We start from the raw sequence: 13,007 nt of genomic DNA, 5'->3' as shown, positions 1-13,007 counted from the left end.
CTTTCACACCGGCATTAATTCCTTAAGCGATTCTTATGAAAATTCTGCATACCGCCGACTGGCATATTGGTAAAAAACTGCATAAGCATAGTTTACAGCCAGATTTTGATCTTTTTATAGATTGGCTGTGCGATTGTATTGCGGAAAATAAAGTAGAAGCTTTACTGGTTTCGGGAGACGTTTTTGATCTTGCCAATCCTTCTTCTGAAGCAAGACAGCAATATTTTAAAGCTCTAATGAAGCTGAAACGTTTGGATTGCAAAATAATTCTCACCGGTGGCAATCACGATTCTCCCACAATGCTAAATGCGCCTCAGGAAGTTTTGCGCGAACTGGATATTCATATTATTGGCGGCTTGCCTATTGAACTTTCAGAATGTATTATTCCTGTAAAAAATAAACAAAACAAAACCGAAGTTGTGATCGCTGCCCTACCCTATTTACGGGATGCTGATCTTAGAACTGCGAGCCAGGGAAATTCTTATGAAGACCGCTTAGAAGCTTTACGAAAAGGAATTCAGCAAACGTTTTTAGATGCCGCTGAAATTTGTAAAATTCAATATCCTGGCGTTCTAGCTATTGCTATGGGACACCTTTTTGCTGCTGGCGCCGAAACTTCAGAAAGCGAACGGGATATCCAAATCGGAAATCAAGCCGCATTTAATGCGCTTCAGTTTGGCGATTATTTTAATTATATCGCGTTGGGACATATTCATAAACCGCAAAGGGTAAATGCTACTACCCCTACTTTTTATAGTGGTTCGCCCATTGCACTATCCTTTAGTGAACGCAGTAATAAAAACCGCATTCTACTTTTAAATACCGTAACCGGCTGGGAACCGGAAAGTATAGAAATTCCTGTTTTTCGGGAATTACTCAAAATTACCGGTAACCTGGAAAAACTTCAGCAGAAATTACTAGAGCTACAACCACGCAACGGACTCGCTTCTTTAATTGAAATTGAACTAAAGGAAGGGAATTTCGATTCTAATAAGATTTATGAACTGGATCAACTGGTCGATAATTTTAAGGTTGAAGGTTACGAAATCGTAAAACACCGCGCCACTTTTGAAAATAAGATAAGTGGCAGTGGCGAACTTTATGAGCAAAAACAGCAATTGGAAGATCTTCAGCCTTTAGATGTTTTTCAAAAATTAGTAGATAAGCAGGAAGAAGACGAAGAAACCCGAAAAGAATTAATGAGTGCTTTTAATGAAATTTTGGAAGAAGTACATCAATCAAAAAGAGGCTAAAAAATGAAAATATTAAGCATTGCATTTAAAAATATAAACTCCTTAAAAGGTGAAAATTATATAGATTTTGAAGCCTCCCCTTTTTCAGGAAATACGCTTTTTGCCATCACCGGGCCCACGGGTAGTGGGAAAAGCAGTATTCTGGATGTAATTTCGCTGGCGCTTTTTAACCAGGTACCGCGGTTGGGAAAAATCAGCAAAAAAGAAATTAGGGAAAAAGGTGCCATTCTTACCCGAAACCAAAAAGAAGCTTACGCAAAAGTTACTTATGAAACCGGTGCCGGTCGTTTTACTTCTTCCTGGAGTATTGAGGTGAACCGAAATGGAAACCTGAACGATTACAATATGGAGATTGCTAATCTCCAGGATAACTCGCTGTTAGATCTTAAAAAATCTGAAGTTCCGGAGAAAAATGAAGATCTAATCGGTTTAAATTACGACCAGTTTATTAAATCGGTTTTACTGGCGCAGGGTGATTTTGCTAAATTCCTTTCGGCTAAAAAAGAGGAACGTGGGGAATTGCTGGAAAAAATAACCGGTACCGGGATTTACCGCCAATTGGGAATAATGGCTTTTGAACGTTTTAAAACAGAAACTTCAGAAATCGAAAAACAGCAAGATGAAATAAAACTGATTAGCTCATATTTACTGTCTGAAGAGAATTTGACAATTTTCAAGAAAGATTTAAAAGAAAAAACCACTCAAACAGAAACTCTGCAGAAGGATTTAAAGTTGATTGAAAAACAGCTGGAATTAAAGAAAACCATTACTGAACAAGAAAAGGAGATCAACGGTTTAGAGGCTGAAGAATTAAAACTGAGTGCGCAGCTAAAGGAATTTGAAAATCAATATGGAGAAAGCCTTAAACAGCACGAAAAACTACAGCCAATTGCTGAAGAGATACAATCCTGGAAACGCTTTCAACAGGAATTAGAAGGAATAAAAGACGGATTGAATAAAACTTCAGAAAAAATTGAAGCGAATAAAAAGAATACAGGTGATTCTATTCAACAGGTGAAAGCTTTTGTTCACGAAGAAATTTCTGAAGAAAACCTCAAGGAAAAACTAACTGAATTTACAGAGAAAATAAGAAAACTCCAGGAAGAAAAAGCTTCCCTGGGACGCGATTATAAAAGTAAGCTACAATTATTTAAAACTGAAATCAGGGAATTAAAATTGGAGTTTCCGGAGAATGATTTAAAAGCAGGCAAAGAAATCCTGGAAAATCTTAAAACTGAAAAAACTGAACAGAAAAAACAGCTGGAGAACGATTTAAAAGAAGTTGATTTAGAAAATATTGCTGCAGAAAAGAATCGTTTAAAAACCGAGTTAGAAAAAAGTCGGGAAGCCAGAAGTTTTTCAGAAAGAAACCTGGAACAAAAGCAAAAACAATTAGATTTAAAAAAAGAAATTGATTCCCTTAAGCCGGAATTGGAGAATTTGCCAAAAATTATTCAGGAAGAAAAAAACCTGCTTATTTCTTTAAAAAAGGATCACAAAATTCTTCAGCTTAAAAAAGAAAATCAGTTAAAAACAGCACAATTAGAAGATCTTAGAAATTCACTAAAAACAGGAGAAGCCTGCCCGCTGTGTGGATCAAAAGAACATCCTTATTCTGAACATCTTCCCCACTTTGAAGACGATCTTGCGGCTAAAATTTCAGCAAAAACTTTAGAAATAGATGCGCATAATTCGAAGCTTACCCAAGCACAAGCTAAATTAACTCATTTAGATGAGTCGCTACAAAAAACGAAAAAGCAATTAAACGAAATTGAAATCGGTATAACCGAGAGCGAAGAAATTTTCAGGAAGAAATATTCTGAATTTAAAGAACCGGAAGCTATTGATTGGGAAACACAGATTTCTCAGATAAAAACTACCATTGAAAAATTAGAATTTTTTGAAACTATAAATCCGCAATTGAAGTCCCTAGCTAGTGGATTACCAATTTTAGAGGAATTAGAGAAAATACTACAACGCGGAAAATTACTGCAGCAGGAACTTCAGCAAAAATATTCAGGAAAAAATATTGGTGATGATAGTCAGCGGTTAATGGATGATTGGAATTCATTACTTCAGGAAAAAAAATATCTTCAGAAAAACGAAGAAGAGCAAAAAGATCTATTTCAGGAACAATCTAAGATTTATAAGGATTTACAGGAAAAACTAAAACAACAGGTTTTAGATAAAGATTTTGAAAGTCTGGAAAATGCATACCATTCACTTTTACCGGGAAATAAATTCTTTGATTTAAAAAAGCAAAAAGATAATTTTCTAAAAGAGAAAAGCATTGTTGAAACAGGAATTTCTACCCTGAAAAAACAACTAAAACAATTCAAAGAGAATGAAAGTAAACGTTCTGAAGATGATCTAACTGCGGAGCTAAAAGAAAAAAAGGGAGCTTTTGAATCTACGCAATCTAATTGCGAAGAATTGAGAAGAAAACTAAATAATAATGCGGAAAATATTTTTCGGCTAAAAGAGCTTGAAAATCAAATTGCCGAAAAGGAAAAAGATTGCAAACGTTGGCGACTTTTAAACACATTAATTGGAGACAGGCAGGGTAAAAAATTTAATGATTTTGCGCAAGATTTAACTTTATCTCAGCTAATTTATTTAGCAAATATTCGATTAAAGGATTTAAGTGAACGCTATAAAATTGATAAAGCCCTGGAAGGTGAAGACGATGGTTTGGTAGCGATAGACGAAGATATGGGCGGACAAAGGCGATCTGTAAAAACACTTTCTGGTGGTGAAACCTTCCTTTTGAGTTTATCTCTCGCATTGGCTTTATCTGATCTCGCTTCCAGAAACGTAGAAATTAATAGCCTATTTATAGATGAAGGTTTTGGGACTCTAGATCCAGAGACTTTAGATCAAACCCTGGATACATTAGAAAAACTCCAGGCAGAATCTGGTAAAACTATTGGGATCATTAGTCACGTAGCATCCCTGAAAGAACGAATTGGCACTCAAATTCAGCTAACCAGAAATGGGCAGGGATATAGTAGTTTGGTGGTGAAATAGGGTTGCGAGTTGCGGGTTGCGGGTTGCGGGTTGAAAATAAAAATTATTTTTACTCTAAACTGCAGGTTTCAGAATCCAGTTCAAATTGAATGGTAAAATGTTCAAAATTATAGGTTTTTAAAGACTCTAAGACTTCAGATTTACGGTTTAGGTATTCCTCAACGCTATTAATATTTTCCAGTTTTACGTGAGCTGTAAAAACGTGATGCTCTCCCTCCTGAGACCAAATATGTACGTGATGTGTGGAAGCTACCCCTGGAATTTCTTTAATTTGTTGTTTTACCTCATCAAGATTAATATCAGATGGGGTACCTTGTAGAAAAATAAAAAGGGTCTCTTTTAACCTTTTAAAAACATTCAATAAGATATAGATGGTAATAACCAGAGACAAAGCCGGATCAAGGTAATGAATGTCTTTAAACTGGAGAATAATTGCCACCACCAGGATCGAGGCCCAGCCCAGCACATCTTCCATAAGATGCCAGGAAATCACTTTTTCGTTCAAGGTTTTACCACTGCTTAATTTCCAGGCGGCAAAGCCGTTAACAATTACTCCCATAATTGCAAAAACCATCATTCCTTCTGCATCAGAATGTTCGGGAGCCATTAGCCTGCCCACCGCTTCATAAATCACATAAACCGAACCTGCAATAAGTATCAAACTATTAAGCAAGGCTCCTAAAAGCGAAAACCTGCGATATCCAAATGAGAATTTTGAGTCGCTTTTTTGTTGGGATTTATGATCTAAATACCAAGAAGTTCCCAGTGAAAGGCTATCGCCAAGATCGTGAACAGCATCTGAGATAATGGCTATACTATTTACATAAATTCCGCCAATAAATTCAATAATGGTAAACCCGAGATTGAGAAAAAATACAAGTTTTAGATTTTTTTCAGAAGAATTCTTATGATGATGGTGCCCCATACTGCTGGAAAACTTAGGTCAATTGCTTTTCACTTCGAAATTAATCATTTTTAATGTATTTATAAACCTTCTTAGTCTTCAGTGAAAAATATTGTGTTCAGTTTAGATTTCACTATTAATTTTCTTCAAAATTTCGTATATTAGAATGAATATCAAAAACTTATAGCTGTGAAAAATTTAAAAACTTTAATGCCATTTCTAGTGGGTATGCTTATTTTCTACGCGCCCCTAAAAGCTTCGCCATTTTTACAGGATTCCGATCAGGATTATGTAGAATACAAAGGTGAAGTGATCAACTCCAATAATGAGGATGTGATCGTGAACGCCCATTTATCTGTAAATGAAACCAATATTTCTACGGTGACGAATTCTGAAGGTAAATTTTCTTTAAAAGTCCCAAAAGGAACGAGTCCTGCTACGGTAAATATTTCTTATTTGGGATACCAAAGCAAGAATTTACCTCTTAGTTATTTTAAACCCAGGGGAACAATTATTTACCTGGAACCCGTGGTAGAAGAACTTTCTGAAGTTAAAGTATATGAAACCGGGGATGCAAGAAGGCTGGTACGTACCATGTTGGCTAACCGGGGAGATAATTATATTGACGATCCTACCCAAATGACCGCCTTTTATAGAGAAAGTATAAGCAAAGGGAATAGAAATGTCTCCTTGAGTGAAGCCGTGGTGAAAATTCATAAAAAACCCTATAGTGATTTTGGTGAAGAAGATATAGAACTTGTTAAAGCCCGAAAAACGGCTGATTATGAACGTTTAGATACCCTGGCCCTAAAATTGCGTGGCGGCCCCTTTAATACGCTGTTTATAGATGTAATGAAGTATCCAGATTACCTCTTTTATGAGCGGGATTTAGATAATTATGAATTCAGTTTTGAAGAGCCTACTCAAATTGATAACCGCTACTTGCATGTAGTGCGATTTGAAGATATGAATAAAGATATGCCCTGGTTCTTTGGAACGCTGTTTATAGATGCTGAAACTCAAAGCCTGGTAAGAGCCAAACTGAATATGAATGTAGATAACCGGCGCGCTGCTACCAATATGTTTGTAAATAAAAAACCTGGGGGCACTAAAGTGTACCCTATTGAGGTGATGTATGATATAGATTACCATCAACAAGATGGCAAATGGTATTTTGGTTATTCCAATGCGCAGCTTCTTTTTGTGGTAAATTGGAAGAAAAAATTATTTAATTCCAGATACTTTGTAGATTCTGAAATGGCTGTTACCAACTGGCAACCACAAAACGAAGATAGAATTAAGAAAGGGGATAACTTTTTAAACAAAAGAGTAGTGATGGCCGATGATATTTCTGGTTTTACCGATCTACAATTTTGGGGAAGCAATAATATTATAGAACCCGATAAATCTATACAAAACGCCATAGAAAAAATCCAGGAAAATATTCAGTAATACCGAAAAAAAAGCTCATTATTGAATAAAATATTTTAAAAAGAATATTGAAGGTTGTTTAGAAAGCATGTTAACTTTCTAAACAACCTTTTTTTATGAAAAATAAATTTAAAACTGATGCTCAGGTATTTAAAGAATATCCACGCTTAGGTTCTTAAAAAATGACATTTTCGCTTTGATAATAGTAAATAAGCACTTTAATTTGTGACTTGAATTAAATAGATGACTTGCTCTTGCTCAGGATAGGTTGTTAAGGAACCACCTTTAAAATAGGTAGTTCTAAAAATTGAAATTGAGCATACTTCAAATCGGGATGTGGCGCAGTCTGGTAGCGTATACGCCTGGGGGGCGTGGGGTCGCAGGTTCAAATCCTGTCATCCCGACTTTTTAAGATATTAAAATATCACAAATTAAGGGTAATTGTATGGTTTTCATACAGTTACCCTTTTTTGTTTCTCAAAATTTAACAAAACATTTTAAATTTAATGTGAGTTAATCGTGAGTTCATGGCTATAACTGTGAGTTAATCGTGAGCTTTTTTGTTATATTTTTATACGGCTCATGTTCTATAATTACATGTGCAGTTTGACTTCGTATTCTTAATGATTGTTTAATTTAAATTGTAAAGCTATGCGTACCAGTCAAACCTTTTCTATTTCTTTTATTATCCGAAAAAAGAAAAACCAATCAGATCTAGCCCTTCTTTATGCCCGAATTACCGTTAACGGTAAATTTCTTGAAATTAGTTTAAAACGTACTATACCAATTGATAAATGGAATCAGGCTGCAAATAGATTAAAAGGGAATAGTATGGAAAGTCAGCAGATCAATAAAAAGATTGATGAAACCAAAGCATTATTATATGATGCATATGATACTCTCGTGAAAGAAGACCAGATTATAAATGCACAGAAAATCAAGTCGCGATACTTAAAAAGTGATCAACAACATTTTACACTAACCTATTTAATTAATTATCATAAAGAAAAGATGGATAAAATTCTGAAGTATGGAACAATGAAAAACTACTACACTACAGAATCTTACTTGAAAAAATATCTAAAAACACACTTAAATATTGCTGATATTTATCTGAAGCAGATTGATTATCAATTTACTCTTGGATTTGAAAGTTTTTTACGAGCCTTGCCAGGTCTTCATAATAATGGAGTAATGAAGCATATGGAACGATTTAAAAAGTTAATGGGTCTGGCAGCAGATTTGGATGGGATTGAAAAAAATCCTACTAAAAAATTCAAGCTATGGTTTGAACAAGTAGATATGGTATACTTAAACAAAACAGAGCTTGAAAAGATTAAAAATGAAATATTAGAAAAACCCGTATTATCTATTAACAGAGATATTTTTATTTTTTCTTGCTATACTGGCCTGACATATGCTGATGTCAAGGCATTAAAAAATTATCATTTGCAAATTGGGATTGATGGTAAAAATTGGATTTATACCAGAAGAAGTAAAACTAATACAGCCGTTCGGATACCGATATTGAAAGAAGCTCAGGAAATTCTAGACCGATATAAAAGGCATCCAAAAATTGATGGCACAGGAAAATTATTACCGGTTTATTCCAATCAGAAAACTAATGAATATTTAAGAAAGGTTACTGATAAACTAAAAATTAAAAAGAAATTGAGTTTTCATACCGCCCGGCATACTTTCGCTACTACCGTAACCTTGGCAAATGGAGTTCCAATAGAAACGGTGTCAAAGCTTTTCGGACATTCTAAAATATCAACTACACAAATCTATGCACGGGTAATTGACACTAAAATATCTAGCGATATTGATAATTTGAGGAATAAACTGAACAGCTAAATAACTTTTGGCATTAGCCTAAGTTTACCTAACCCCCCGGTAATCTTAATTTTCTTTATGAAAAAGATTAACTAGCACTTTGCGGAAACTAAAACATATTGGACAAGATCCTTTAAGCACTATGAATTACTTAATTATTCTTGTTAAAGCAACTTATATGAAATTGGAGTTTCAAGATACAATGTAGCTATCATTTTTTATCTGCATAATTACAACCTCATTACTACTAATATAAAATTGTAAGATATCTCTCAAATAGATTAATGTCAAAAATAGTCGCTACTTATCCTTTAAATAAATCCTGTTAAACATGAATATCAAATCCGTGGGATAAAACCAACCGCAACCCTACATATAATATCAGCATCGCCGTAAGAAATCCCAGAAATTTCAGGTTAAATCTTTTATTTGAAAGATAAGAGCCCAGGCTTCCACCAAAGACAACTGCAACAATCAATTTAACTATCAGATCATAATTCACGTGAAAAGTCCCGGCCATATTAAGACCTATAAGTCCGGCTAAGGAATTAACCAGAATAAAAATAGAAGCGAGTGATGCTATGATCCGGAGATTTGCCCAGTTCAAAAGGTGTAAAACTGGGGATAAGAAAATACCTCCTCCTATCCCGGATATTCCTGATAGCAGGCCTATACTTCCGCCGAGAATAATTTTTTTTGGATTAGAAAATTCTTGAGTCTGTATTTTATTTTGCAGAAATTTTAAAATCATAAAAAAACCTGCCATTACCAATGCACCTCCAAGGATTAGAAAAAATGTAGTTTGCGATAATTTAATTACCGCACCGAGATAGGCCAATGGAATACTCAGCACAAAAAACGGCCATATTAGCTTTAATTTCAGCACACCGTTTTTGATAAAAACCAGGGTGCCGATAGTAACCACAAATATATTCAGTATTAATGCAGTAGACCGTATTTCATAAAAATCGGTTAATACCAGGCTAAGGATTGCCAAGTAACTGGAGCCACCACCAAAACCAACCGAACTATAGAATAATGCGATAAAAAAGAAAATAAAAGGGAGGTATTCTAAAGGCATATCAGGAAATTAAATAACAATCTACACCCTCTCCCTTTTTAACTGAAGTGGTGGCATCTATAAAAACCAAAGCATTTCCTAGTGCCATAGATTTTATCATAGACGATCCCTGCCCGTCTAATATTTCAACAAATCCATTCTGAATATCGGCCTTTAAGAAGGAGGGCCGGTCAGATTTGTTTTCATAATCTTTGGCAATAGGAAGGTTCAAACGATCTAACCCCTTTTTTACAGATCCACTCAACTTATAAAGTAGTGGCAAAACATAAATATAAAAACAGCTTAACGAAGAAGCAGGGTTGCCAGGTAAGGCAAATACAAATTTATTCTCTTTTCTTCCAAAGTAAAGAGGTTTTCCTGGTTTCTGAAAGACTTTATAGAATTGTTCCTCCACCCCGTTTTCTTCCAGTGCCTGTTTTACAAAATCATATTCCCCAACCGAAATGCCACCGGAAAAAATCAAAATATCAGAAGTTTCAAGGGAATCTTTTATGCCGCTTTTAATAGCTTCAAAATCATCCTGAATTTGCTTTTTTTCCTTACAGCTAAACCCAAAATCTTCACAGGCTGAACGCAATGCATAACTGTTGGATTCATAAATTTGCCCTTCTTTTTTTAGTGCTCCGTGTTTAACCAGTTCGTTTCCGGTAGTAATCAAATGAATGACTGGCTTTTTAAACACTTCAACCATAGCAATTCCTAAACTACCTATCATCCCGATTCCTGCCGGGGTGATCGTGTATCCTTTTTCAAAAACCACCTCCCCTTTCTTCAGCTCTTCACCTTTTTTTCTGATACTCTGCCCCTGCTTTGGAGGCTGTTCAAGAAAAAGCTTATTGCCGGAAACTGTTGTTTTCTCCTGCATTATAACCGCACTGCTATTTTCGGGAACTTTTGCCCCGGTAAAAATTCGTGCCGCCTCTCCTTCCCTTAACCTGATTCGGCTTTCATCCCCTGCTGCGACTTCCCCTATAATTTTAAATTCTCGTGAAATCCCACAGAGGGCATAACCATCCATAGCCGAATTGTCAAAGGTAGGCATATCAAAAGGGGCTGAGATTTCTTTAGAAAGTGAATACCCAAGGCAATCACTCAACGCTCTTATTTCACTTTTAACTTGAACTTGTTGATCCCGAATAATTTTTAAAGCTTCTTCTATTTGTACCATTAGCCTCCTATTGAAATCATCGACCTGTTTTTCTCATAATGATCGGCGTCCATCTTTACATCCATCCCATCCCGGGAAAACTTCTTGGTTTTTATGGCGTTCATTATTATATCATTCATTGGTTCCCCGTTTCGCATTGGTGTAAGCAAATCGGTATCAGAACTGGCAAAAAGGCAATTCATCATTTTTCCATCGGCGGTAACTCGAATCCTGTTACAATCTTCGCAGAACGGACTCGTAATAGTACTTACAATGGCAAAACTTCCGGTATGACCATCCACTTTAAAATTGGAAGAAGTACTATGTCGCGGATTCTTTAGTTCCTGAATAGTTCCAAACTCCTTAGAAATCGTATCGAGAATTTCTTGTTTTCCTACCCCTTTGCTCCAGTCCCATTTATTGCCCTTAAATGGCATAAATTCAATAAACTTAACGGTTAAGTTCTTATGCTTGGTAAGCGCAATAAAATCATTGATCTCGTTGTCGTTTACCCCTTTGATTAAAACAATGTTGAGTTTAACCTCCATATCCATCTCCAGGGCTTTTTCCAGGTTCCTCATAATGCGCTCAAAATAATCACGCTTAGTGATAAATACCGATTTGGCCTTATCTAGGGTATCCAGACTTAAATTAATTTTTCGAAGTCCTATTTTTTGAAATAGCTCCAGGTATTTATCCAAAGTAATCCCATTGGTAGTGATCTTTAAGGTTACCCCAAGTTTTGCCAGTTCCTCAACGAGGTAACCAAAATTCTTTCGAACTAAAGGTTCACCACCGGTTATCCGAATCGTATCTACACCAAGATCCCGAAATGTCCTGGATAACTCTATAATTTCTTCCAGGCTCATTATATTCGGTTTCTCGATAAGTTCAACCCCATCCTCAGGCATACAGTAGAAACACCTTAAATTACACCTGTCTGTAAGGGAAATCCTAAGGTAAGTATGTGGTCTTCCAAAATTGTCTACTATTTGTTTTTTCGCTTCAGTCATGTCTTTTTCCTTCTATCACTTTTTAAACGTGCAATACGTGCGGAAATATTGCATCTATGCACTCTTTCGCTCCTTTGGTTGACCCAGGCAGGGCCAGAACCAGTTTTCCATCTTTTATTCCTGCTATAGATCTGGACAGCATCGCATAAGGCATTCGCTGTTGCCCGTAATTTCTCATTTGTTCTTCCACGCCTTTTAGCCTGATATCCAATAGCGGCCCTATGGTTTCCGGTGTTACATCCCGTGGCCCAACTCCGGTTCCTCCCGTGAATATCACCAGGTCTGATTTAGCATGCTGTAAAGCCGATTCAATCTGCTGGGCTTCATCAGGAATAATGAGAATCTCAGAAGTTATCCCCAAATCCTCCAATTTTGTAGCAATGGTCTTTCCTGCTTTATCTTCTCCTTTTCCCGCTGAAATAGTATCGGAACAAACCACCACAGTAGCCGTAAGTCCTTCGGAATTCACTTTAAATGAAGATTTTCCTCCTTTTTTCTGCTGAAGTTTTATGGTTCCAATCTCCACCTGCTTATCAATGGGCTTCAACATATCGTAGATAGTTAGCGCCACAATACTTGCCCCGTGCATCGCTTCCACTTCCACCCCGGTTTTATAGATCGTTTTAACCGTCACTGAAATTTGAATTTCCAGTCCGTTAATTTCATAATCAATTCCAGTATATTCAATAGGTAGCGGATGGCAATCCGGTAATAGTTCAGGGGTCTTTTTCACACCCAGTAAACCCGCGGCTTTTGCCATTTCAAACACATTCCCTTTAGGAACTGTATTTTCCCTGAGCCTTTTAATTGTCTCTTCACTGGAAGTTCGCACCACCGCTATTGCAGCAGCTTCCCTAAGTGTCGTTATTTTATGAGTAATATCAACCATTTATTTATTTATTCACTTTCCATTGATGGGTTTGATCTTCGAAAATCTCTTTTCCGAAAATTGGCACTTTTGCCTTTATTTCTTCGACAAAATAATTGCAGGCCTCTATAGCAATTTTTCTATGTGCTGATGAAGTGAATACAAACAGGCATAATTCCCCGGTTTGTACTTCGCCAAGGCTATGGTAAATATGGGCGCAGGTAATATCGAATTTTGAAAATGCATCCTCCCTTATTTCGTGAAATACCTGCTCAGCCATTTCCTCATAAGCCGAATAATCTATTGCGCTTACGGTTTTACCCTCAATTTCATCGGCACGAACCTGTCCCAGGAAAATGCTATGCGCCCCGATATTAGTTTTTGATTGGTGGTTTGCGATTGATTTAGCAATCTTTTCCGGCGGAATCGCGCCCTGCATAAATACTT

Annotated in this window: 10 protein-coding genes and 1 tRNA gene; 5 read left to right on the top strand and 6 right to left on the bottom strand. The window is 36.2% G+C overall.

Going from position 1 to position 13,007, the window contains the following annotated elements; all coding sequences use genetic code 11:
- The first annotated feature begins 35 nt into the window (after positions 1-35).
- Positions 36-1,253, top strand: a complete 1,218-nt coding sequence (locus AO058_RS11535; protein WP_075326701.1) for an exonuclease SbcCD subunit D C-terminal domain-containing protein — start codon at positions 36-38, stop codon at positions 1,251-1,253.
- Between the two features lie 3 nt (positions 1,254-1,256).
- A complete protein-coding gene (locus tag AO058_RS11530; RefSeq protein ID WP_075326700.1) occupies positions 1,257-4,280 on the top strand; it encodes an SbcC/MukB-like Walker B domain-containing protein in 3,024 nt (1,007 codons plus the stop codon).
- Positions 4,281-4,329: 49 nt separating this feature from the next.
- Here AO058_RS11530 and AO058_RS11525 read toward each other — a convergent pair whose 3' ends face one another.
- Positions 4,330-5,205: a cation diffusion facilitator family transporter gene (locus AO058_RS11525; RefSeq protein ID WP_075326699.1), complete on the bottom strand. Its 876-nt coding sequence runs from the start codon at positions 5,203-5,205 to the stop codon at positions 4,330-4,332.
- A 168-nt stretch (positions 5,206-5,373) separates the two neighbouring features.
- On the opposite strand from AO058_RS11525, the gene AO058_RS11520 reads away from it, so the two are divergent.
- The 3 genes from AO058_RS11520 to AO058_RS11510 all read left to right on the top strand — a co-directional run bounded on the left by AO058_RS11520 (position 5,374) and on the right by AO058_RS11510 (position 8,472).
- Positions 5,374-6,636 (top strand): carboxypeptidase-like regulatory domain-containing protein, encoded by a 1,263-nt coding sequence (locus AO058_RS11520; protein ID WP_156858144.1) that lies wholly within the window; start codon positions 5,374-5,376, stop codon positions 6,634-6,636.
- Positions 6,637-6,945: 309 nt separating this feature from the next.
- A tRNA-Pro gene (locus tag AO058_RS11515) sits at positions 6,946-7,019 on the top strand.
- 247 nt (positions 7,020-7,266) lie between these two features.
- Complete coding sequence (locus AO058_RS11510; protein WP_075326697.1) at positions 7,267-8,472, top strand: site-specific integrase; 1,206 nt, start codon at positions 7,267-7,269, stop codon at positions 8,470-8,472.
- A gap of 304 nt (positions 8,473-8,776) precedes the next feature.
- Here AO058_RS11510 and AO058_RS11505 read toward each other — a convergent pair whose 3' ends face one another.
- From AO058_RS11505 to AO058_RS11485, 5 genes are read right to left on the bottom strand one after another with little or no spacing between them, the layout of a single operon-like run.
- A complete protein-coding gene (locus AO058_RS11505) occupies positions 8,777-9,532 on the bottom strand; it encodes a sulfite exporter TauE/SafE family protein (RefSeq protein WP_075326696.1) in 756 nt (251 codons plus the stop codon).
- Position 9,533: 1 nt separating this feature from the next.
- Positions 9,534-10,700, bottom strand: a complete 1,167-nt coding sequence (locus tag AO058_RS11500; RefSeq protein ID WP_075326695.1) for a molybdopterin molybdotransferase MoeA — start codon at positions 10,698-10,700, stop codon at positions 9,534-9,536.
- Entirely contained in the window at positions 10,700-11,692 is a 993-nt protein-coding gene (moaA, locus tag AO058_RS11495) for a GTP 3',8-cyclase MoaA (protein WP_075326694.1), read from the bottom strand. The genes AO058_RS11500 and moaA overlap by 1 nt, the downstream gene beginning before the upstream one ends.
- A gap of 22 nt (positions 11,693-11,714) precedes the next feature.
- Positions 11,715-12,581, bottom strand: a complete 867-nt coding sequence (moaCB, locus tag AO058_RS11490) for a bifunctional molybdenum cofactor biosynthesis protein MoaC/MoaB (protein WP_075326693.1) — start codon at positions 12,579-12,581, stop codon at positions 11,715-11,717.
- Between the two features lie 4 nt (positions 12,582-12,585).
- Positions 12,586-12,999: a molybdenum cofactor biosynthesis protein MoaE gene (locus AO058_RS11485; protein WP_442974330.1), complete on the bottom strand. Its 414-nt coding sequence runs from the start codon at positions 12,997-12,999 to the stop codon at positions 12,586-12,588.
- Between the last annotated feature and the right edge of the window lie 8 nt (positions 13,000-13,007).

It is taken from the genome of Salegentibacter sp. T436, from assembly GCF_001932675.1.
Lineage (GTDB): Bacteria > Bacteroidota > Bacteroidia > Flavobacteriales > Flavobacteriaceae > Salegentibacter > Salegentibacter agarivorans.
Note: the sequence above shows the minus strand (reverse complement) of the source record. Positions and strands in the feature narration are given on the sequence as shown.

Bases quoted from the DNA above. Each gene is read 5' to 3' on its own strand.
- AO058_RS11535 (WP_075326701.1), top strand. From the start codon at position 36: ATGAAAATTCTGCATACCGCCGACTGGCATATTGGTAAAAAACTGCAT.
- AO058_RS11530 (WP_075326700.1), top strand. From the start codon at position 1,257: ATGAAAATATTAAGCATTGCATTTAAAAATATAAACTCCTTAAAAGGT.
- AO058_RS11525 (WP_075326699.1), bottom strand. From the start codon at position 5,205: ATGGGGCACCATCATCATAAGAATTCTTCTGAAAAAAATCTAAAACTT.
- AO058_RS11510 (WP_075326697.1), top strand. From the start codon at position 7,267: ATGCGTACCAGTCAAACCTTTTCTATTTCTTTTATTATCCGAAAAAAG.
- AO058_RS11505 (WP_075326696.1), bottom strand. From the start codon at position 9,532: ATGCCTTTAGAATACCTCCCTTTTATTTTCTTTTTTATCGCATTATTC.
- AO058_RS11500 (WP_075326695.1), bottom strand. From the start codon at position 10,700: ATGGTACAAATAGAAGAAGCTTTAAAAATTATTCGGGATCAACAAGTT.
- moaA (WP_075326694.1), bottom strand. From the start codon at position 11,692: ATGACTGAAGCGAAAAAACAAATAGTAGACAATTTTGGAAGACCACAT.
- moaCB (WP_075326693.1), bottom strand. From the start codon at position 12,581: ATGGTTGATATTACTCATAAAATAACGACACTTAGGGAAGCTGCTGCA.
- AO058_RS11485 (WP_442974330.1), bottom strand. From the start codon at position 12,999: ATGCAGGGCGCGATTCCGCCGGAAAAGATTGCTAAATCAATCGCAAAC.